Raw genomic sequence first — 20,537 nt, forward strand, 5'->3', positions numbered from 1 at the left:
CAGTTCCCGACGTCTACATCATGCCGCCCATGCCACCCATACCGCCCATGCCGCCCATACCGCCCATGCCACCCATGCCGCCGGGTGCGCCGCCCGCGGGCGGGCCGCCGTCGTCGTCGTCGCCGGTCTGGCCGCCCTTGAGGTCGCCCGCAGCGATGACGTCGTCGATGCGGAGGATCATCACGGCGGCCTCGGTCGCGCTCTCGATGGCCTGGGTCTTGACGCGGAGGGGCTCGACGACGCCGTCGGCCTCCATGTCGACGACCTCGCCCGTGTAGGCGTCGAGGCCCGTGGTGGTGTTGCCGGCGTCGTGCTGGCTCCGGAGGTCCACCAGGGAGTCGATCGGGTCGAGACCTGCGTTCTCGGCGAGCGTCCGGGGGATGATGTCGATGGCGTCCGCGAACGCCTCGACGGCGAGCTGCTCGCGGCCCCCAACGGAGTCGGCGTAGTCACGGAGACCCAGCGAGAGTTCGGTCTCGGGCGCGCCGCCGCCGGGGAGGACCTTGCCGTCCTCGAGCGTGACGCGCACGACACCCAGGGAGTCCTCGATGGCGCGTTCGACCTCGTCGACGACGTGCTCGGTGCCGCCGCGGAGGATGAGGGTCACTGCTTTGGCGTCCTCGACGTCCTCGACGAAGATCCGCTGGTCGCCCGCGATGTCGCGTTCGGCGACGTTGCCGGCGTAGCCCAGATCCTCTTCGGTGATGTCGTCGAGGTTCGAGACGACGCGTCCGCCGGTCGAGCGCGCGAGCCGGGTGATGTCGCTGGATTTCGCGCGGCGGACGGCGAGGATGCCCTCCTGGGCGAGGTAGTGCTGGGCCATGTCGTCGATGCCCTGCTGGCAGAAGACGACGTCAGCGCCGACGTCGACGAGCTGGTCGACCATGCCCTTCAGCTGCTCCTCTTCTTGGTCCATGAACTGCTGGAGCTGGTCGGGGTCGGTGACGTTGACCTCGGCGTCGATCTCGGTCTCCTTGACCTCCATCGCGGAGTCGAGCAGCGCGACGTTCGCGTCCTCGACGAAGTAGGGCATGTTGTCGTGGACGCGCTCCTTGTCCACGATGACGCCCTCGACGAGCTCGGACTCGTCGACGCTGCCGCCGACGGTCTTCTCGATCGAGACGTTGTCGGTGTCGACGCCGTCCTCGTCGACCACGGCGGTGACGGCCTCGACGACGAGCTCCGAGAGCAGGTCGCGGGCGCTCTCTGCGCCCTTGCCCGTCATCGCGGTCGCGGCGATGTGTTCGAGGGTCTCGGTGTCGTCCTCGTCGACCTCGATCGCGGTCTCCTCGAGGATGTTCTTGGCCTCTTCGGCTGCCTCCCGGTAGCCCTGGGCCAGCGTGGTGGCGTGGATGTCCTGGTCGAGGAGGTCCTCGGCCTCTTCGAGGAGCTCGCCGGCCTCGACGACGGCGGTCGTGGTGCCGTCGCCGACCTCGTCCTCCTGGGTCTCGGCGACCTCCACTATCATGTTCGCCGCGGGGTGCTCGATGTCCATCTCCGAGAGGATGGTCACGCCGTCGTTCGTGACGACGACGTCGCCCGCGTCGGAGACGAGCATCTTGTCCATCCCTTTCGGGCCGAGCGTGGTACGGACGGCCTCCGCGACCGCCTGACCCGCCGTGATGTTCATCGACTGTGCGTCCTTGCCGGACGTTCGCTGCGAGTCGTCCGAGAGTACGATAAGGGGCTGGTTGCCCATCTGCTGAGCCATAGTCACCTACCGATTGAATGGAGTTCTACATAAAAGTAACGGAAGCGTCCGTGCGGATCGCTCCACGTGGCCGCGGTAGTGGGCATGATACCCACCCACAGACCGGACTTATATATTCAAAATCGGTCGAGACCCGCCTGCCGGCGTCGGTAGCCCGCCGGGTCGCGAACCCACGGGGTTCGGCGGTCGCGCTCGGCGTCGAGGTCGAGGTCGAGCGGGTCGGCGGCCGCGTGGCCGGGACAGTCGACGCCGCACTCGGCGGCCGGGTGGACGAATCGACCCTTCCACTCGCAGAAGGGGAGGTCACGCGCGCCCGCGTACTCGCCCGCCGCGGCGTTCGCACACGCCGGGGCGTCGTAGGTCCGCCAGCCCTTGCCGTAGGCCCGTTCGGCGATCCGTCGCCGGAGCCGTGCCTTCTCGACGGGGCTCGCGGTCCGGATCTCGGTCCGGGTCGGTTCCCGACCGACCGGCTCGACCCCCGGTTCGTCGGGCGCGAGCGGGGTCGGCTCGCGGACCACCTCGTCGATCCCGTTCTCCTGATCGAACCGCCAGACCCCGACCTCGTCCGGGATCCGATGCAGGTGGGCCCCGGTGACGTGGGAGGCGGTCGCGAGCACGACCGCGTCGAACGCGCCGAGGCTCACGTCGGTCCGGAGCTGCCGTTCGAGGTCCCCTGGGTTGCCGAGGTCGGGTTTGTTCTCGATGCCCACCAGCTCCCCGAACCAGTGCTCGGGATAGCGCACCGCCCGCCGGACGTACTCCCGGCCGTGACGGCGTTCGGACTCGAAGAAGCCGGTCTCGACGGCACGGTCGGTGGCCTCGCGGGCGCGCTCGGGATGACAGTCGAAGCAGTCCTTCCAGTAGCGCGCCTCGCCCACACCCACCCGACTCTCGATGGCGGCGTCGGGGACCGTTCCGGCCGTGAGCCGGGTTCGATCCTCGAACTCCGGACCGGGCTCGACGCGGACGACATCCATCACGCGCGTCCCCGCGAGGCTGGCCCCGAGCTGTCGGCTCACGACCCCGTCGAAGTCGGCTTCGAGGTGGGCACAGACCGCCAGCTCGAACGCGAACTCGCGCACACCGGATCCACGACCCCGGACGACAAAAGCGACGCGTCGAACTCAGACGCCGAGCGCCTCGGCGAGCTCGTCGAGGGTTTCGATCGTGAGGTCGGGGTCGCCGGCGAAACCGTCCCACGGCGAGCCCTTCCTATCGACCCACACGGCCTGGTTGCCGGCGTGCATCGAGCCCAGAACGTCGAACCAGCCGGCGGCGACGTGGGCTGTCTCCTCGACCGGCGTCCCGGTTCGGGCGGCGGCGTGACGGTAGACCGCCGAATCGGGTTTGAAGGTGGATATCTCGTCGGCGCTGATGGTGTCCTCGATGACGTCGCCGATCTCCGCGGCCTCCACGAGCGAGTCGAGCATAGCGGGGTTCCCGTTCGAGAGCACGTAGCAGTCGTAGCCGCCGTCGCGGAGGCGCTCGATGCCGTCGCGGACGTCGTCGAAGACGTCGAGGTCGTGGTACTGTTCGAGGATCGTCTCGCGCGCCGACTCGTCGAGGTCGACGTCGTGGGCGGCGAGCGCGTATTCGAGCGCGTCGCGGTTGATGTCGTAGAACGGCTTGTAGGCGTCGACGTGGTTCGCGACGTAGGTGTAGGCGAGCGAGCGCGAGCGCCAGAGGGTCGAGACGGGTTCGGGCTCGGCGACGTGGTCGGCGAGCGCACGCTCGACCGCCTCGACGTCGACGAGCGTGCCGTAGGAGTCGAAGGTCACCGTCGTCACCGGGTCGGGGTCGAAGGTCATGCCCGATCCAGTGGGTCGCGGCGTTTCAACCCTCGCCGGACATGCCCGCCCGCGAGCCCAAGGCCCCGGTGGCTCGCTCCCCGCCGATGGGATCACAGCCGCGCTCGGTTTCGACGACCCCGAGGTTGCCGTCGAGCGTCACCCGGAGCGCCTCGCCGTCGAGTCGAATCGAGACGTCGAGTTCCCACGGGTCGGCCGATCGGACCGTCACGACGTCGTGACTCACGCACCACGCGTGGTGCCAGAACGGCGTCGTACAGAGCTCGACCCCGTGGTCGTGGTGGAAGGCGACCACCGCCGAGTGGTCGAGCAGCCGGAGCCCCACGGTCGAGGGGATGGCGTGGTGACACTGACGACACTCGTGGACGACGCCGGTGAGGCGGTCGTCGTCGCGCTCGAACCCGGTCTCCATCCGGCCGCCGCACTCGGGACACACCCCGTCGGCCGCGAGACAGTGGAGGTGGCGCACCCGCTGGTCGAACGCCGCCAGGACCTCCTCGCGGGTGCGGTCGTTCAGCCCGCCCGGCGGGAACGGTGCGTGACCGTGGCGCGTCCCGCAGTCGGGACACGCCACCGTGAGGCGCTCGTCGGCGTAACGCGCCCGGATGTCGCCCCCGCAGGCGACGCAGGTCCCGTCCACCGCGAACGACTCGATGCGGGGGTCCTCGGTGAACGAACCCTCGAGGATCGCCCGGACGACCTTCTGGCCGGCGTGGCGGAACTCGTAGCCGCCCTCGACCTTCCGGACGAACTGGCCCGTGAGCTGTCCCAGGTGGTAGTTGAACTGCGCGCTGTCGTCCATCCCGACCGCCCGCCGGAGCGCCGAGAAACTCACCGGGGCCTCCGGCGCGCGCCAGAGCGCTTCGAGGATCGCCAGCCGTGACTCGTTGGCGACCACCGAGAACGCCTCCGCCGGCGGGAGGCAGTCCTCGCACGCCAGGATCGTTCGTTCGCTCATACCACGATGTACGGACTCGGCTGACAAAGCCGTTGCCTGAACCACGTTTTTGTATTTTGATTGTCAAGAAAGCGAAAGCGCGTCTTTATGGAATGTTTGTCCAGCCAGCGAAACGAGCACGATTACTATTCCCGACGCAACTGAGAACCGCTACTGCCCCGCATCAGCCACATACCTCCCCAGCCGACTGCGCTCCTCGTTCGCTCCCGATGGTCGCTCTCTGCGGTGCTCATCCACTGGCAGAGCTTTGCTCTGCCAAGCCCGCGCTCGCGTTGCTCGCGCGGACCTCGCACAGTGTCCGCGGTCGCGCGCTCACTGTAGCTCACGGGTCGCTCCGCTCACGGCTTCCTGCGGTCGCCGTTCGCGTCGTGGTCGTTCGAGAGAGCAAAGCTCTCTGGTGATCGTCAAAAGAGTCTCCGACTCTTTTGGACCTCGCGGAGCTTCGCTCCGCTCAGTGACGAAAATCGGAGATTTTCGAACCACCTCCCGGNGACTCTTTTGGACCTCGCGGAGCTTCGCTCCGCTCAGTGACGAAAATCGGAGATTTTCGAACCACCTCCCGGTGGTCGGCCACGCCCCGCTCCCCGTTCGCATCGAGGTTCTCGCGTGGCTCGAACCTCGCCGTTCGCACACGACCGCGAGCGCGCGCCAACAGCAACCACCACAACCGCACCGCCGCCACCGTAACCGCACCGCCCTGGATTGGCGGTCGTATCGAGCATCAGGACTGCCGGCGGCTCCGCCATGCCCCGGAGTGTCAGGGGTGGATCATAGTCGGTTCCCCGTCGATGACCGGCGCTTTCACCCCGTAGGACGCCGGTTCGTGGCCGTCGCGCGAGGAACAGCAGATTTATCAACGGTTCGGGCGTACCCATCCTATTCCTTTCGAGATGACACGGAACCACCAACAACCGGAGGTGAACATCGGGCTGGTCGGCCACGTCGACCACGGCAAGACGACCCTCGTCGAGGCCCTCTCGGGCTCGTGGACCGACCAGCACTCCGAGGAGATGAAGCGCGGTATCTCCATCAGACTCGGCTACGCCGACGCGACCTTTCGGCGCTTCCCGGACCGCGACGCCCCCGAGTGCTACACGGTGGCCGAGACCGACGAGAACGGCGTCGAGAGCGAACCCCTCAGGACGGTGTCGTTCGTCGACGCCCCGGGCCACGAGACCCTGATGGCGACGATGCTGTCGGGCGCGTCGCTGATGGACGGCGCAGTGCTCGTCGTGAGCGCCACCGAAACCGTCCCCCAGGCCCAGACCCAGGAACACCTGATGGCGCTGGATTCGATCGGGATCGACAACATCGTGATCGCCCAGAACAAGGTCGACCTCGTCGATGCCGACCGCGCGCGCCGGAACTACGAGGAGATCCAGGAGTTCGTCTCCGGCACCGTGGCCGAGGGCGCGCCGGTGGTTCCGGTGAGCGCGGGCCAGGAGGCGAACCTCGACATCCTGATCCAGGCGATCGAAGAGGAGATCCCCACGCCGGAACGCGACCCGGATTCCGACGCCCGCCTCCACGTCGCCCGGAGCTTCGACATCAACAGGCCGGGAACCCACGCCGACGAACTGCTGGGTGGGGTGCTCGGCGGCAGCCTCGTCGCGGGCGAGATGAACGTCGGCGACGAGCTCGAACTCCGGCCGGGACGGGAGGTCGAACACGGTGGCGAGACCGAGTGGCAGCCGATCGCCACCGACATCCGGTCGCTCCAGGCCGGCGGCGAGTCGGCGGAGACCGTGACACCGGGCGGGCTGCTCGGCGTCGGGACGGGGCTCGACCCGAGCCTCACGAAGGGCGACGGGCTGGCGGGACAGATCGCCGGGCCGCCGGGGTCGCTCCCGCCGACCCGCGAGGACTTCACGATGGACGTCTCGCTGCTCGACCGGATCGTCGGCGAGGACGAGGCGATCGAACCCGTCTCGACGGGCGAGCCCCTGATGCTCACCGTCGGTACCGCGACCACGGTGGGGGCGGTGACGAGCGCGCGCGAGGACGAGTGTGAGGTCTCGCTGAAGCGGCCGGTCTGTGCGGCCGAGGGCACCCAGATCGCCATCAACCGCCGGGTCGGCGCGCGGTGGCGGCTCATCGGCATCGGAACGCTCACGGGATGAGGGTCCTGATGGACACCAACGCGCTGATGATGCCGATCGAATGCGACGTTCGGGTGTTCGACGAGCTCGAACGGCTCCTGACGAACCCCGAACTCCTCGTCCCGCGCGCCGTGCTCGACGAACTCGACGAGCTCGCGGGCTCACACGGCGAGGAGGCCGTCGCGGCGAGCGTCGGTCGCGACCTCGCCGAACGGTGCTCGCCGCTCGATCATCAAGAGGAGTACGCCGACGACGCCTGCGTTGAGCTCGCGACCGACCGTCGGTGCGACCTCGTCTGCACCAACGACCGCCCGCTGCGCGACCGCCTGCTGGAAACCGGCGTCCCGGTCATCGGAGCCCGGGGCAACACCCTCACGATCACGGAGTCATAAATGTACAAACGAGTCAGACTCACCGACACGATCGAAGTACCGCCACACCTGCTCGCCGACGTCTCGTCGACCATGGTGAAACACCTCCTCCAGGACAAGCTCGAGGGCCGCCTCGACGAGGAGGTCGGGAGCATCGTGAGCGTCACCGAGGTCCACGACATCGGCGACGGGCGCGTGCTGCCGGGTCGCCGGGGTCACGAAGGGTCGGTCTACTACGAGGCCGACTTCGACGCGATCACCTTCGACCCCCAGATGCAGGAGGTCATCGACGGCGAAGTGGTCGAGATCGTGAGTTTCGGCGCGTTCGTCGGGATCGGTCCCATCGACGGTCTGCTCCACGTCTCACAGATCAGCGACGAGTATCTCGCCTACGACGAGGAGGGCCAGATGCTCGCCTCGCGCGAGTCGAACCAGACCCTCGGGGTGGGCGACGCGGTGCGCGCGCGGATCGTCACCAAGAGCATCGACGAGCGCAACCCACGCGACTCGAAGATCGGGTTGACCGCGAAACAAGTGGGACTCGGCAAACACGGCTGGCTCCGCGAGGAGCGCGAGGCCGCCGCGGCGGGTGAGTGAGCGTGGCGACCAGACGCGTCTGCCGCGAGTGCCACCGGGTGCTCGACTCGCCCGACCAGCAGACCTGTCCCGCCTGCGGCTCGTCGAGCCTCACCGAGGACTGGGCGGGCTACGTGGTGATCGCCCACCCCGAGACCAGCGAGATCGCCGCCGAGATGCAGGTCACCGAACCCGGTCGCTACGCGCTGAAGGTCCGCTGACGTGACCGACCACGGCACGAACGAGGATATCGACACCGACGAATCGGGCGTGGTTCTCACCCTTCCCGACGAACTCCGCGGCGCGTTCAAAGAGCCGTTCGGGCCGGTCTTCACCGACGACGAGCGACTCGTGGCGGCACTCGGCGAACCAGTCATCGTCGTCGGCGACGTCGTGACCCGTCACCTCACACGGGCGGGTGTTCGGCCCGACCTCGCGGTCGTGGATTGGGTCACCGAACGCGAGACGCTCCCGGACGACGAACAGCCGGATATCGAGGGCTACGAGCGTCGAATCGACCTCGAGAACCCGGCGGCGGGACTGGCCGAGGACCTGCTCCACGCGCTCCGTAACGGGATCGGGCACGACGAGACGGCCGTCGTCGTGGTCGACGGCGAGGAGGACCTCGCGGCGCTGCCGGCGTTCGCCATCGCACCCGAGGGAGCGAGCGTGGTCTACGGCCAACCGGGTGAGGGCATGGTTCACGTCGAGATCGACGCCGAGATCCGCGAGCACGCGCGCGGCCTCCTCTCGCGGATGGACGGCGACCACGACCGGGCGCGGCGCGCGCTCGGCCTCGAATAGCGCCCACGAGTTCGGGACGGGGTACGAACACGCGGCGCAGTTATCTTCACGAACGATCACTGTGGAGTATGAGGCTCGTTCAGATACTGGTCCCCGAGGGGGCGCGCGAGTCGATCGTGGACTCGCTCGACGACGAGGGGATCGACTACGCGATGTGGGAGGAGACCGGGCGGGGCGACTTCGAGGCCGTGATCTCCTTTCCGGTGCCGACCGGCGGCGTCGAGCCGGTTCTCTCGCGCCTCCGTGACGAGGGGCTCGAAGAGAACGCTTACACGATCGTTCAATCCACCGAAACGGTCGTCTCGCGCCGGATCGACGACCTCCGCGAGCGGTACACCGATCTCCGCATCTCGCGCGACGAACTCGTCGCACGGGCCGCCGAGCTCGCGCCGGAGACCTCGACGTTCTTCATCTTTCTCGTGGTGAGCACGCTCATCGCGACGGCGGGGCTCCTGCTCGACTCGACGGCGACCATCATCGGCGCGATGGTGATAGCGCCGCTGATGGGACCGGCGATCTCGGCGAGCGTCGGGACGGTGCTCGCGAGGGACGACATGGCCTCGCGCGGGCTGATGCTCCAAACGACCGGGCTGGCGGCCGCGGTCGCGACGGGTGCGCTCTTCGGACTCCTACTGAAGGAGACCGTCCTCCTCCCGCCGGTCGACATCCGTACCATCCCGCAGGTCGCCGAACGGACTTCGCCGAACTTCCTCTCGCTGTTCTTGGCACTCGGATCGGGCATCGCAGGTGCCGTGAGCCTCATTCGGGGGGCCGGGTCGGCGCTCGTCGGCGTCGCGATCGCGGTGGCGCTCATCCCGCCGGCCGCCACCGCGGGGCTCGGGCTCGCGTGGGGCTATCCGGGGGTCACGGTCGCCGCGGGCGTGCTCGTGCTGGTGAACCTGCTCGCGGTCAACCTCGCGGCGCTCGTGCTGTTCTGGCTCGCCGGCTACCGCCCGGAGCTCGGGACGTACGCGGCCCAAACCCGCCGTCGGGTCCGGACGCACGTCGCGGCCGTCGTGTTCGGGATCGCGGTGCTCTCGGTCGTGCTCGGGCTCGTCACGTGGGCCTCCTTCGAGATCGGAACCGTCGAGTACACGACGAACGACGAGGTCGAAGCGATGTTCGACGACGGCCGGTTCGACGAACTCCAGTTCGGGTCGGCGAGCGTCGAGTACACCATCGCGGACGTGTTCCTCGGCACCCCGGCGTCGGTGAACGTCGTCGCCGAACACGGACCCAACACACGGATCCCACCCGGCGTCGCCCAGGGGATCGACGACCGGTTGACGAACGAAACCGGTCGGTCGGTCGCCGTCGACGTCGTGTTCGTCAGAGGACAGCGTTCGACCGCGTAGACGAACCGGCCCCCCGCCGTCCGTCACCGAACCCCGACGACCGACACACCTACACCCCGCACGACCGGAGGGTCCGTGATGGATCATCGACCACTCGGTTCGACCGGTCACGACGTCTCGGAAGTCGGGTACGGCACCTGGAACATCGGGGGAAGCTGGGGCGACGTGACCGACGAGGAGGGCCACGCGGCCATCGAGGCGGCGCTCGACGAAGGGGTGACGTTCCTCGACACCGCCGACGTCTACGGCGACGGCCGGAGCGAACGCCTCATTCGGGAGGTGCTCGACGAGCGGGACGAGGAACCGACGGTGGCGACGAAGGCCGGTCGGCGGCTCGACCCCCACGAGGCCGAGGACTACGACCTCGAACACCTCCGTGGGTTCGTCGACCGGAGCCGCGAGAACCTCGGTCAGGAGACCCTCGACCTGCTCCAGCTCCACTGCCCGCCGACCGAGGCCTACTACCAGCCCGAGACGTTCGAGGCGCTCGACATCCTCGTCGAGGAGGACCGGATCGCCCACTACGGCGTCAGCGTCGAACGGATCGAGGAGGGGCTGAAGGCCATCGAGTATCCCGGCGTCGAGACGGTGCAGGTCATCTTCAACCCGTTCCGGCAGCGCCCCGCCGAGGAACTGCTCGCGGCGGCCGACCGCGAGGACGTCGGGATCGTCGTACGCGTCCCGCTCGCCTCGGGCCTCCTCACCGGGGCCATCGACGCGGACACCGACTTCGAGGAGAACGACCACCGCAACTTCAACCGCGAGGGCGAGGCGTTCGACGTCGGCGAGACCTTCGCGGGCGTACCATTAGAAGAGGGCGTCGCGGCCGTCGAGGACCTTCAGCGAGTCGTTCCCGAGGAGCTCACGCTCGCGCAGTTCGCGCTCCGCTGGATCCTCGACTTCGAGGCGGTCTCTACGGTGATCCCGGGCTCGACCAGCCCCGAGCACATCGCCGACAACGTCGCGGCGAGCGACGCCGACCAGTTGAGCCACGAGCGCCACGGGGCAACGCGGGACGTCTACGACGGTCGGATCGCCGAGCACGTCCACCAGCGGTGGTAGTCCGTCGGAATGGACGGGCTCACCGAGCCCGAAACCCTGCGTGACCGCGACGACGTCGAGTTCGTCGACGCCCCGCCGGCGGAGCACGAGGACCACTTCGAACGGTACGAATCCATCGCGGGAGTGGTAGTCGCGGGCGTCACCGACGACCGGGGTCGATTACTCGTGCTCGAACACGACCAGCACGGAATACCGCTGCTCCCCTAGGCCGAGGTCGGTCACGACGAGGAGTGGGTCGCGGCCGCTCGCGAGGCAGTCGCGACGTGGACCGGCGTCGAGGTCACCATCGGCGAACCGGTTCGGGTTCGACACCACACCTACCGCTCGGGGATGGGTGCGGAGACGACGGGCCACGACGTGGTGTTCGCCGGGAGTCCGGAAAGCGACGGGAGGAGCGCGGATGCCGACCACGACTGGACCGCCGCGTGGCGCGACACCGCGAACCTCGCCCTTCCGGACGACCCGGACAACGACGTGCTGAACGACGTCCGGCTGTTCGTCGAATAGTTCGCTGAACGCCGTGAGACCCGGGCGGCCAACACGAAATCCTTTTTGCCGTTTCAGGGAGAAGGTGGGGTAATGGAAATAGAGATCACCGCGGAGGAGGAGAACCCGATGCTCCACCGCACCGACGTGCGGTTCGAACTCATCCACGACCAGGAGACGCCGTCGCGGCTCTCCGTGCGCGACAGCCTCGCCGCGCGGCTCAACAAGGACGCCGGCGAGGTCGTGATCCACGAACTCGACACCAAGTTCGGGATGCGCCGAACCCTCGGCTACGCCAAGGTCTACGAGTCCTCGGCGGACGCCCTCGAAGTCGAGCAGGCCTACATGCTCGAACGCAACAAGATCGCGGGCGACGGGGACGACGTCGAAGCGGAGGAGGCCTAATGTCCCGTTCGGACCTCTACAACGACGACGGCACCACCGACCGCGAGCAGTGTCCCCGGTGTGGCGACGCGTTCCTCGCCGACCACGGCGACCGCTCGCACTGCGGTCGGTGTGGCTACACCGAGTGGAACTGAGGCGATGTGTCGGGCCGGCGCGGGCGGCATCGTGAACGGACGAACGAGAACGGGGGCGTGAGCGGGCGGATGCGCGTTCTCGGTATCGAGGGCACCGCGTGGGCGGCGAGCGCGGCGCTGTTCGATCCCGAAACGGACGAGATCACCATCGAGAGCGACGCCTACCAGCCCGAGAGCGGCGGGATCCACCCGCGCGAGGCCGCCGAACACATGCGCACGGCGATCCCGGCCGTGGTCGAGACGGTGCTCGACGAGGCGGGGGCGGAGGGTGTCGACGCGGTGGCGTTCTCGCGCGGCCCGGGGCTCGGTCCGTGCCTCCGGATCGCGGGCACCGCCGCCCGCGCGCTCGCGCTCTCGCTCGACGTGCCGCTCGTCGGAGTGAACCACATGCTCGCCCACGCCGAGATCGGTCGCCACCGGTCGAATTTCGACGCGCCCATCTGTCTCAACACCAGCGGCGCGAACGCCCACGTCCTCGGGTTCCTCGACGACCGATATCGGATCCTGGGCGAGACGATGGACACCGGGATCGGCAACGCGCTCGATAAGTTCACCCGCCACCTCGACTGGTCGCATCCCGGCGGCCCGAAGGTCGAACGTGCCGCGCGCGAGGGGAGCTACACCGGCCTGCCGTACGTCGTCACCGGGATGGACTTCTCCTTCTCGGGGATCATGAGCGCCGCGAAGGAGGCCGTCGACGACGGGGTCCCCGTCGAGGACGTCTGCTTTTCGCTCCAGGAGACCACCTTCGCGATGCTCACGGAGGTGGCCGAACGCGCGCTCGCGCTCACCGGAGAGACCGAACTCGTGCTCGGCGGCGGCGTGGGCCAGAACGCGCGGCTCCAGGCGATGCTCGGGGAGATGTGCGCGGCGCGCGGGGCCGAGTTCTTCGCGCCCGAGGCGCGCTTCCTGCAGGACAACGCCGGCATGATAGCGGTGCTGGGCGCGAGGATGGCCGAGGCCGGAGAGACCATCCCGGTCGAGTCCTCGCGGATCGATTCGGGGTTCCGGCCCGACCAGGTCGCGGTGACCTGGCGCGACCCCGACCCCCGACGGCGGACCCGCGACCCCGAAGCCGACCGCCAGGGTGCGGAGGCGGTGGTCGAGTTCGACGGCGACCGGGTGGTCAAGCGCCGGCTCCCCAAGTCCTACCGCCATCCCGCGCTCGACGAACGGCTCCGGCGAGAGCGCGTCGTCGAGGAAGCCCGTCTCACGAGCGCCGCCCGCCGGCTCGGGGTGCCGACCCCGGTGGTCCACGACGTCGACACCCACGAGACGCAGTTGGTCCTCGAACGCGTGGGCGACGCCGACCTCCGCGACCGGCTGGAGGCGGATGCGGGGACGAGCACGGACCGGGTCCGCGCGGTCGCCGACCACCTCGCGAGGCTCCACGGCTCGGGGATCGTCCACGGCGACCCGACGACGCGGAACGTCCGGGTGAGCGATGGAAGTAACCGGACCTACCTCATCGACTTCGGGCTCGGCTACTACACCGACGCGGTCGAGGACCACGCGATGGACTGTCACGTCCTCGAACAGTCGCTCTCGGGAACGGCCACGGAGCCCGACCGGCTTCGTGAGGCCTTCGAGGCACGCTACGCCGAACGTGGCGAGCACGAGGTGCTCGACCGCCTCCGGGAGATCGAGGGTCGCGGGCGATACCAGTAGCGCGGGACCAGTAAATCACTTAACGGGGGCGGCCCAATGGAGGGGCATGGCAGACGAACGACCACCGTCCGGCGAGATCTTCGGCGTCCCGTACAACTTCAACCGCCCGAGCCTCGGTCGGATGCTGTCGGCGTACTGGCAGCCCGGCGAGGAGATGCTGGTGAAGAAGCCGTTCGGCGTCGGCTACACCCTGAACCTCGCCAACTGGCGGTCGTGGATCGTCCTCGGCGTCGCCGCCCTGCTGGTCGCCCAGGAGAGCAAGGGCGAGGAGACGAGCGAGTACGAGGAGAACGAGGAGCCGGTCGAAGTCATCGTCGACTGATCGACGCCTACTTTTCGGCGAGTTACCCATACCTGGCATGCTCAGGTACGTGACGACCAACGAGGGGAAGGTCCGCGAGGCGCGGGCGTACATCGACTGCGACCCCCTCGACTACGACTACACCGAGGTTCAGGCCCCCGACCTCGGGACGATCGCGGCTCACGGCGCGCGCGAGGCTTACACCCACGCGGACGAACCCGTGATCGTCGACGACGCGGGGCTGTTCGTCGATTCGCTCGATGGGTTCCCGGGCCCGTACTCCGCGTACGTCGAGGACACCCTCGGCGTCGAGCGGGTTCGACGACTCGCAACGAACCAGGAGGACGAGGACGGATCCGGCGAGGACAACCGGGCGGCCTTCCGGTGCGTGCTGGCCTACTGCGACGGCGGGTCGTTCGACGCGAGCCCGGACCCGGTCGACCGGGACGACCGCGCGCTCGCGGCCGCGGCGGGCGACGAGTCGAGCGAGGGTCTGCCGGTGAAGCTCTTCGAGGGCGTGGTTCGGGGCCGCATCGTCCCGGCGCGCGGCGACGGCGGGTTCGGCTACGACCCGATCTTCGAGCACGACGGCACCACGTTCGCGGAGATGGGTACGGAGGAGAAGAACGCGGTCTCCCACCGTGGACGGGCGCTGGCGTCGTTCGGCGAGTGGCTCGACGAACGCCGGGAGTAGCCCGACCCGGTCGCGAGCGCGGCGAGCGGGTACCGAATGGGAACGCACAAAGTGGCTGGCGTCCCCACCACGAGTATGACCAGGATCGCGGGGCTGGCGGGGAACCGGGGCCGGAACCTGCTGCGGATCGCCGAGCGGGAGCCCGGCGGAGCGGAACTCGCGGTCGTCCTCACCGACGACCCCGACGCGCCGGTGCTCGAGGGCGCGACCGAGCGCGGGATCCCCACCGAAGTCGTCGAACGGAGCGACGATTCGCGCGAGGCCCACGACCGTCGCCTACTCGACGCGCTCGACGGCTACGACGTCGACCTCGTCTGTCTCGACGGCTACATGCGCGTGCTCACCGACGAGTACCTCGACGACGCGCCACCCACGTTCAACGTCCATCCGTCGCTGCTGCCCGCCTTCCCGGGGGCCGACGCCCACGAGCAGGTCCTCGATTCGGGTGTGGGCATCACGGGCTGCACGGTACATATCGCGACGGAGGAGGTGGACGGCGGACCGATCGTGACCCAGGAGGCGGTACCGGTCTACGCCAACGACGACGCCGACTCGCTGAAGACCAGGGTGCTCCAGCGAGCCGAGTTCGCGGCCTACCCACGCGCCGTCCGGTGGTTCGCCGAGGGCGCGATCGAGATCGAAGGCGAGGGTGACGACCGCGAGGTGCGAGTCGAGCGTGACGCGACCGACGACTTCCCGAGCCGACGGATGACAAACGAGGAGCGCAGGGCACAGCTCCGGTACGGCGAGAACCCACACCAAGCCGCGGCGGTCTACGCCGACCCGACGAGCGAGGCGACGAGCGTGGTCGACGCCGACCAGTTGAACCCCGAGGCGAAGGCGCTCTCGTACAACAACTACAACGACGCCGACGGCGCGCTCGGGCTGATCGAGGAGTTCGACGAGCCGGCCGCCGCGGTGATCAAACACACCAACCCCGCGGGCTGTGCGGTCGCCGACGACCTCGCGACGGCCTACGAGCGCGCGCTCGCCACCGACCCGATGAGCGCCTTCGGCGGCATCGTCGCGCTCAACCGTGAGTGTGACGCCGCGACCGCAGAGCAGGTCGTCGACTCCTACAAGGAGGTCGTGGTCGCGCCGGGCTACACCGACGACGCGCTCTCGACCTTCCGGGAGAAGGAGAACCTCCGGGTGCTCGACGTGGGCACGTTCGGGGAACAGGCGCGCTTCCGTGAGAAGCCACTCGCGGGTGGTCGGCTGGTTCAAGAGCGCGACGCACAGGTCATCACACCGGACGACCTCGAAGTCGTCACCGAGCGCGAGCCCACCGAGGATCAACTAGAGACGATGTGCTTCGCGTGGCAGGTCATCAAGCACGTCAAGTCGAACGCCATCCTGCTCGCCGACGGCACCGAGACCGTCGGGGTCGGAATGGGGCAGGTCTCGCGGGTCGACGCGGTGCGGCTGGCGGCGATGAAGGCCGACGAACACGCCGAGGGCAAGGATCCCGAAGGGTCGGTGTTGGCGTCGGACGCGTTCTTCCCGTTCCCCGACGGGATCGAGGCGGCGGCCACGGCCGGCGTCGAGGCGGTGGTCCAGCCCGGCGGCTCCATGCGGGACGACGAGGTCGTCGCGGCGGCCGACGACCTCGGTCTCGCGATGGCCCACACCGGTCAGCGCGCCTTCCGCCACGACTGAGCCGGCCGGTCCGCGGCCCACAGGGTTCGAGTAAGCTCTCTCCGACGAACCGCTCGGTGATGCTGGTATCACAACCGCTAAGTGAATCCCGCACCGCTTTCGAGATAGCTAAAACCGACTCCCGGCACCGGGATCGGTCTTCATCAAAGAACATGACACAGGGACCAGATACGGGAGCGTCCTCCGGTTCGTCCGGTCTGCCCTCGCGCCGACGGTTTCTGACTGTGGCCGCGGCCGGCACGCTCGCCGGCGTCGGCGGGCTCACGGGAGCCGCCGCCCAGTCACAGCCCGAAACCATCGAACTCGGTGGCACGACCGCCGGCTGGGTCGGTCGGTCTCCCGACCGGATCGACGGCGCGACCAACCCGACCCTCCACCTCGAAGCCGGTACCGACTACCGGATCACCTGGACGAACACCGACGGCGCGCCACACAACATCGAGATACACGACACCGACGGCACCGTCCTCGAACGGACGGCGGTCATCTCCGGGGAGGGGAAGACCCAGACCCTCGAGTTCACCGCGACCGAGGAGATGGCGACCTACCTCTGTGAGGTCCACCCGACCACGATGGTCGGCGACGTCAGTTTCGAGCCGGCGACCGAGACCACGACGAGCGGGGTCGAGGTGAACGACTCGTACTTCGAGATGGGGCCGAGCATCCGCACCGAGACGGTCGCCGACGAGGGTCTCACCGCACCGCTGGACCTCGCGATGCCGCCGGGCGAGCGCGGCCGCTTTTTCGTCGTGGACCAGGTGGGCCAGATCTACGTCTACGACACCGGCTCCGGCGAGCGCGAGACCTTCTTCGACCTCGGCGACCAGCTCATCGACTTCGGGAGCCTCCCGAACGAGAAGGTGATCGACGAGCGTGGCTTGCTCGGGCTGGCGTTCCACCCGAACTTCGCCGAGAACCGCAAGTTCTACGTGGCCTACAGCGCCCCACGGCGCGAGGGCACGCCGTCGAACTACACCCACACCCAGGTGGTCGAGGAGTACGAGGCCAACGAGGAGGGCACGAGAGCGCTGCCCGGAACCCAACGCCCGCTGCTCGAAATGCCGTCGCCGTACTACACCCACAACGGCGGCGCGCTCGCGTTCGGCCCCGACGACGGCTACCTCTACGTCAGCATCGGCAACGGCGGCGGCGCGCTGAAGTCCGAAAAGCAGGTCGACGACTGGTACGCCCCGAACCGGGGCGGCAACGGCCAGGACGTCGGCCACAACCTCCTGGGGAGCATCCTCCGGATCGACGTCGATACCCAAGACGGTGAGAAAGCCTACGGCATCCCCGACGACAACCCGCTGGTCGACGACGCGGGCCTCGACGAGCACTACGCCTGGGGCTTTCGCAACCCCTGGCGGATGGGCTTTTCCGGCGGCCGGCTGATGGCCGCCGACGTCGGGCAGGCGCGCTACGAGGAGGTCGACGTCGTCGAGAAGGGCGGCAACTACGGCTGGAACGTCAAGGAGGGCACCCACTGTTTCGCCGCGACCGGCACCCCGGGCGACACGCGGGCAGCGTGTCCGAGCCGCACCCCCGACTCGGTGCGCGGCGGCGAGCCGCTCATCGACCCCGTCGTCGAGTATCCCCACCCGAACGTCGAGGACGGCCCCGGCGCGGGCATCTCCGTGATCGGCGGCTACTTCTACGAGAACGCGACCATCCCGGCGCTCGAAGGCCGGTACGTCTTCGGCGACTACTCGAAGGGGAAGGCCGAACCGACGGGGTCGCTGTTCGCGGCCACGCCGACCGACGAGGGCCAGTGGTCGACCGAGGAGATAACGCTCGCCGACACCGACAACGGTCATCTGAACGGATTCTTGCTGTGTGTCGGTCGCGACAACGACGGCGAACTCTACGCGCTGACGACCGACGAGCTCGGGCCGACGGGCGAGACCGGGGCCGTCCACCGCCTCCGGCCGCCCGCGACCGAAGGGACGACGGCGGCCGACACCGAGACGCCGGGTCAACCACCGACCGCGACCGCGACCGCCGAACCCACCCCGACCGCGACCGAGACGGCCACCGCGACCGAGGAACCGACACCGACCACGGCCGACACCGGGACGACCACGAACGCGTCGAACGAAACCGAGGACGGCGGGGTCGGCCGGTTCGTCCCGGGGAGCGGTCCCGGGTTCGGCGTGCTCGCGGGGCTGGCAGGCCTCGTCGGCATCGCCGCCCGACTGGTGTCCCGGGGCGGGGACGAATGACCGACGCCGGATCGCCCGTCCGGGCCGGACGACGACACGGACGGGACCACTCGCCGGAGCGTGAGAGTTGACAATGAACTTCGATACTACCTCGACGGAACGGCTCGCACCGAACGGAACGACCCGCAGACGATTCCTCCGGACGGCGGCCGCGGTCGGCGCGCTCGCCGGTATCGGGGGGCTCGCCGGCGCACAGTCCGACCCCGAGACGTTCAGTTTCGGTGGCGAGGTCGGGGGCTGGATCGGGCGCTCGCCGGATTCGGTCGCCGACGAGACCAACCCCCCGCTCCGGCTCGAAGCCGGCACGACCTACGTGTTCGAGTGGGAGAACACCGACGGTCAGCCCCACAACGTCGCCTTCCTCGACGACGACGACGACACGATCGAACGCAGCGAGATCGTCTCGGAACAGGGCGCGACCCAGAGCTACGAGTTCACCGCGACCGAGGAGATGGCGGCCTACATCTGCGACGTCCATCCCGTCTCGATGCGCGGGGAGATACTGTTCGGCGAGGAGACCGCGACGCCGGAGAACACGGGCGCGGAACCGTACGTTCCGGAGGGCGCGTCGGTACGGCTCGAAACCGTCGCCGACGGTGGCCTCGTCGCGCCGCTCGACTTCGAGACCCCGCCGGGCGGGCCGGGGATGTACATCGTCGACCGGTTCGGCCAGGTCTACCTCCGGGATTCGGACGGCCTCCGCGACGAACCGTTCATCGACGTGAGCGACAAGCTCGTGGAGATCACCGGCGAGATGGGGCTGCTGGGGCTCGCGTTCCACCCCGAGTACCAGGAGAACAGAAAGTTCTACCTGCGTTACAGCGCTCCGACCCGGGAGGGGACGCCCGAGGAGTTCGACCACACCGAGGTGCTCGCCGAGTTCACGGCGAACGACGACGGCACCAGCGCCGACCCCGACTCCGAGCGCACGGTCATGGAGATCCCCTCGCCGTACACCACGCACAACTCCGGCGCGATCGTCTTCGGGCCCGAGGACGGCTACCTCTACGTGGGGATGGGCGACGGCGGCGGGGCACACGACACCGACCTCGGCCACGTCTCCGATTGGTACGAGGCGAACGAGGGAGGCAACGGCCAGAACGTCTCCGAGAACCTGCTGGGGGGCATCCACCGGATCGACGTCGACAGCCGGGACGGCGAGAAGGCCTACGGCATCCCCGACGACAACCCGCTCGTGGGTCAGGCAGGCCTCGACGAGTACTACGCGTGGGGCCTCCGTAACCCGTGGCGGATGGGCTTTTCCAAGGGGGATCTCTACGCCTCGGACGTCGGCCAGAACATGTTCGAGGAGGTCGACCTGATCGAGAAGGGGACCAACTACGGCTGGAACGTCCGCGAGGGGACCCACTGTTTCGAACCCGGTCCCGAGGGGAGCCGGAACCCGCCGGAGTCGTGTCCGACCCACACCCCCGAGGACGTCCGGGGCGGCGAGCCCCTCGTCGACCCGGTCATCGAGTACCCCCACACCCACGAGGGGATCGGCGTCGGGTCGGCGTCGATCGGGGGCTACATCTACGAGAACGACGCGATCCCCGCCCTCCAGGGGAAGTACGTCTTCGGGGACTTCCGGAAGACGCAGGAGACCGAGACCCCGACGGGGTCGCTGTTCGCCGCCACCCCCGCGGACGGCGACGGTCTCTGGGACCTCAAAGACCTCCAGGTCGAGAACACCGAGAACGGCTACGTTGGCGGCTACGTCCTCGCCCTCGGACGGGACAACGACGGCGAGCTCTACGTCCTGACGACCGACAACACCGGCGGCGACGAGACCGGGCGGGTCCGACGGATCCGACCGCCCGAGAACCAGGAATCGACCACGGCCGGCAACGCGACCACGGCGACCGGCAACGCGACGAACGCGTCCACCGGGACCGCCGGCAACGCCACGGTGGCCGCGAACGGAAGCTCGACCCCGTCCGGAACCGGAACGAGCGGCACTCAAGCGGGAACCGGAACGAGCGGTACTCAGACGGGGACCGAAACGAGCGCGGCGGGAACCGCCGGCACGGCGGCCGGGCCGGAGGGCGGCTCCGCCGGAACGGGCGGCTCCGCCGGCGGGACCGAGAACGGGAGTTCGGAGGGGACCACCGAGGGCTCGGGTCCGGGCTTCGGCGTGCTCGCGGCGGTCGGCGCGGTCGCGGTCGGCGCGGCGCGGACGCTGCTGGGTCGCGACGACTGACCGCCCGCGAGCGAGTCAACGCGTTCA

General features: G+C 68.9%; 21 protein-coding genes. 17 read left to right on the top strand and 4 right to left on the bottom strand.

Annotation, left to right across the window (positions count from 1 at the left end):
* Positions 1 to 13: 13 nt before the first annotated feature.
* The 4 genes from thsA to C447_RS16555 all read right to left on the bottom strand — a co-directional run bounded on the left by thsA (position 14) and on the right by C447_RS16555 (position 4,477).
* Positions 14 to 1,699: a thermosome subunit alpha gene (gene thsA, locus C447_RS16540; RefSeq protein ID WP_007695949.1), complete on the bottom strand. Its 1,686-nt coding sequence runs from the start codon at positions 1,697 to 1,699 to the stop codon at positions 14 to 16.
* A gap of 128 nt (positions 1,700 to 1,827) precedes the next feature.
* Positions 1,828 to 2,793, bottom strand: coding sequence for a DUF5787 family protein (locus C447_RS16545; protein WP_007695951.1), 966 nt, complete (start codon positions 2,791 to 2,793; stop codon positions 1,828 to 1,830).
* Between the two features lie 42 nt (positions 2,794 to 2,835).
* Complete coding sequence (locus C447_RS16550; protein WP_007695953.1) at positions 2,836 to 3,519, bottom strand: haloacid dehalogenase type II; 684 nt, start codon at positions 3,517 to 3,519, stop codon at positions 2,836 to 2,838.
* Between the two features lie 25 nt (positions 3,520 to 3,544).
* Entirely contained in the window at positions 3,545 to 4,477 is a 933-nt protein-coding gene (locus tag C447_RS16555; RefSeq protein ID WP_007695955.1) for a winged helix-turn-helix domain-containing protein, read from the bottom strand.
* Positions 4,478 to 5,367: 890 nt separating this feature from the next.
* Between C447_RS16555 and C447_RS16560 the strand changes: the two genes are divergently transcribed.
* The 17 genes from C447_RS16560 (at position 5,368) to C447_RS16635 (ending at position 20,510) form a co-directional block, all read left to right on the top strand.
* Complete coding sequence (locus tag C447_RS16560) at positions 5,368 to 6,597, top strand: translation initiation factor IF-2 subunit gamma (protein ID WP_007695958.1); 1,230 nt, start codon at positions 5,368 to 5,370, stop codon at positions 6,595 to 6,597.
* Between the two features lie 8 nt (positions 6,598 to 6,605).
* Positions 6,606 to 6,968, top strand: a complete 363-nt coding sequence (locus C447_RS16565) for a PIN domain-containing protein (RefSeq protein WP_029601775.1) — start codon at positions 6,606 to 6,608, stop codon at positions 6,966 to 6,968.
* Positions 6,969 to 7,544 carry a DNA-directed RNA polymerase gene (locus C447_RS16570; protein ID WP_007695962.1) on the top strand — a complete coding sequence of 192 codons (576 nt, stop codon included), beginning with the start codon at positions 6,969 to 6,971 and terminating at the stop codon, positions 7,542 to 7,544.
* A 2-nt stretch (positions 7,545 to 7,546) separates the two neighbouring features.
* A complete protein-coding gene (spt4, locus tag C447_RS16575; RefSeq protein WP_029601774.1) occupies positions 7,547 to 7,744 on the top strand; it encodes a transcription elongation factor subunit Spt4 in 198 nt (65 codons plus the stop codon).
* Between the two features lies 1 nt (position 7,745).
* Positions 7,746 to 8,327: a GTP-dependent dephospho-CoA kinase family protein gene (locus tag C447_RS16580; protein ID WP_007695966.1), complete on the top strand. Its 582-nt coding sequence runs from the start codon at positions 7,746 to 7,748 to the stop codon at positions 8,325 to 8,327.
* A gap of 68 nt (positions 8,328 to 8,395) precedes the next feature.
* The gene (locus C447_RS16585; protein WP_007695968.1) at positions 8,396 to 9,682 is read left to right on the top strand and encodes a TIGR00341 family protein; all 1,287 of its coding nucleotides are present in this window, start codon (positions 8,396 to 8,398) and stop codon (positions 9,680 to 9,682) included.
* Positions 9,683 to 9,760: 78 nt separating this feature from the next.
* Complete coding sequence (locus C447_RS16590; protein ID WP_007695969.1) at positions 9,761 to 10,744, top strand: aldo/keto reductase; 984 nt, start codon at positions 9,761 to 9,763, stop codon at positions 10,742 to 10,744.
* Between the two features lie 9 nt (positions 10,745 to 10,753).
* On the top strand, positions 10,754 to 10,951 hold the full coding sequence (locus C447_RS16595; RefSeq protein ID WP_007695970.1) for a hypothetical protein: 198 nt from the start codon (positions 10,754 to 10,756) through the stop codon (positions 10,949 to 10,951).
* A gap of 123 nt (positions 10,952 to 11,074) precedes the next feature.
* Positions 11,075 to 11,251, top strand: coding sequence for a hypothetical protein (locus C447_RS18000; RefSeq protein WP_153300671.1), 177 nt, complete (start codon positions 11,075 to 11,077; stop codon positions 11,249 to 11,251).
* 72 nt (positions 11,252 to 11,323) lie between these two features.
* A complete protein-coding gene (locus C447_RS16600) occupies positions 11,324 to 11,635 on the top strand; it encodes a 30S ribosomal protein S24e (protein WP_007695972.1) in 312 nt (103 codons plus the stop codon).
* On the top strand, positions 11,635 to 11,769 hold the full coding sequence (locus C447_RS16605; protein ID WP_007695974.1) for a 30S ribosomal protein S27ae: 135 nt from the start codon (positions 11,635 to 11,637) through the stop codon (positions 11,767 to 11,769). Before C447_RS16600 ends, C447_RS16605 begins: the two co-directional genes overlap by 1 nt.
* A gap of 69 nt (positions 11,770 to 11,838) precedes the next feature.
* Entirely contained in the window at positions 11,839 to 13,437 is a 1,599-nt protein-coding gene (locus C447_RS16610) for a bifunctional N(6)-L-threonylcarbamoyladenine synthase/serine/threonine protein kinase (protein WP_007695976.1), read from the top strand.
* A gap of 46 nt (positions 13,438 to 13,483) precedes the next feature.
* A complete protein-coding gene (locus C447_RS16615) occupies positions 13,484 to 13,759 on the top strand; it encodes a DUF5808 domain-containing protein (RefSeq protein WP_007695978.1) in 276 nt (91 codons plus the stop codon).
* Between the two features lie 37 nt (positions 13,760 to 13,796).
* Positions 13,797 to 14,432 (top strand): non-canonical purine NTP pyrophosphatase, encoded by a 636-nt coding sequence (locus C447_RS16620; protein WP_007695979.1) that lies wholly within the window; start codon positions 13,797 to 13,799, stop codon positions 14,430 to 14,432.
* A 75-nt stretch (positions 14,433 to 14,507) separates the two neighbouring features.
* Entirely contained in the window at positions 14,508 to 16,091 is a 1,584-nt protein-coding gene (purH, locus tag C447_RS16625) for a bifunctional phosphoribosylaminoimidazolecarboxamide formyltransferase/IMP cyclohydrolase (RefSeq protein WP_007695980.1), read from the top strand.
* Between the two features lie 224 nt (positions 16,092 to 16,315).
* The gene (locus tag C447_RS16630) at positions 16,316 to 18,310 is read left to right on the top strand and encodes a PQQ-dependent sugar dehydrogenase (protein ID WP_007695981.1); all 1,995 of its coding nucleotides are present in this window, start codon (positions 16,316 to 16,318) and stop codon (positions 18,308 to 18,310) included.
* Positions 18,311 to 18,383: 73 nt separating this feature from the next.
* Positions 18,384 to 20,510, top strand: coding sequence for a PQQ-dependent sugar dehydrogenase (locus C447_RS16635; RefSeq protein ID WP_007695982.1), 2,127 nt, complete (start codon positions 18,384 to 18,386; stop codon positions 20,508 to 20,510).
* Positions 20,511 to 20,537 lie beyond the last annotated feature (27 nt).

Origin of the sequence: Halococcus hamelinensis 100A6, assembly GCF_000336675.1 — an archaeon.
Classification (GTDB): domain Archaea; phylum Halobacteriota; class Halobacteria; order Halobacteriales; family Halococcaceae; genus Halococcus; species Halococcus hamelinensis.

What these genes read in the sequence shown, in the direction of transcription:
- thsA (WP_007695949.1), bottom strand. Translation starts at nt 1,699, where the DNA reads ATGGGCAACCAGCCCCTTATCGTACTCTCGGACGACTCGCAGCGAACG.
- C447_RS16550 (WP_007695953.1), bottom strand. Translation starts at nt 3,519, where the DNA reads ATGACCTTCGACCCCGACCCGGTGACGACGGTGACCTTCGACTCCTAC.
- C447_RS16555 (WP_007695955.1), bottom strand. Translation starts at nt 4,477, where the DNA reads ATGAGCGAACGAACGATCCTGGCGTGCGAGGACTGCCTCCCGCCGGCG.
- C447_RS16560 (WP_007695958.1), top strand. Translation starts at nt 5,368, where the DNA reads ATGACACGGAACCACCAACAACCGGAGGTGAACATCGGGCTGGTCGGC.
- C447_RS16565 (WP_029601775.1), top strand. Translation starts at nt 6,606, where the DNA reads ATGGACACCAACGCGCTGATGATGCCGATCGAATGCGACGTTCGGGTG.
- C447_RS16570 (WP_007695962.1), top strand. Translation starts at nt 6,969, where the DNA reads ATGTACAAACGAGTCAGACTCACCGACACGATCGAAGTACCGCCACAC.
- C447_RS16585 (WP_007695968.1), top strand. Translation starts at nt 8,396, where the DNA reads ATGAGGCTCGTTCAGATACTGGTCCCCGAGGGGGCGCGCGAGTCGATC.
- C447_RS16590 (WP_007695969.1), top strand. Translation starts at nt 9,761, where the DNA reads ATGGATCATCGACCACTCGGTTCGACCGGTCACGACGTCTCGGAAGTC.
- C447_RS16595 (WP_007695970.1), top strand. Translation starts at nt 10,754, where the DNA reads ATGGACGGGCTCACCGAGCCCGAAACCCTGCGTGACCGCGACGACGTC.
- C447_RS18000 (WP_153300671.1), top strand. Translation starts at nt 11,075, where the DNA reads ATGGGTGCGGAGACGACGGGCCACGACGTGGTGTTCGCCGGGAGTCCG.
- C447_RS16600 (WP_007695972.1), top strand. Translation starts at nt 11,324, where the DNA reads ATGGAAATAGAGATCACCGCGGAGGAGGAGAACCCGATGCTCCACCGC.
- C447_RS16605 (WP_007695974.1), top strand. Translation starts at nt 11,635, where the DNA reads ATGTCCCGTTCGGACCTCTACAACGACGACGGCACCACCGACCGCGAG.
- C447_RS16610 (WP_007695976.1), top strand. Translation starts at nt 11,839, where the DNA reads ATGCGCGTTCTCGGTATCGAGGGCACCGCGTGGGCGGCGAGCGCGGCG.
- C447_RS16615 (WP_007695978.1), top strand. Translation starts at nt 13,484, where the DNA reads ATGGCAGACGAACGACCACCGTCCGGCGAGATCTTCGGCGTCCCGTAC.
- C447_RS16620 (WP_007695979.1), top strand. Translation starts at nt 13,797, where the DNA reads ATGCTCAGGTACGTGACGACCAACGAGGGGAAGGTCCGCGAGGCGCGG.
- purH (WP_007695980.1), top strand. Translation starts at nt 14,508, where the DNA reads ATGACCAGGATCGCGGGGCTGGCGGGGAACCGGGGCCGGAACCTGCTG.
- C447_RS16635 (WP_007695982.1), top strand. Translation starts at nt 18,384, where the DNA reads ATGAACTTCGATACTACCTCGACGGAACGGCTCGCACCGAACGGAACG.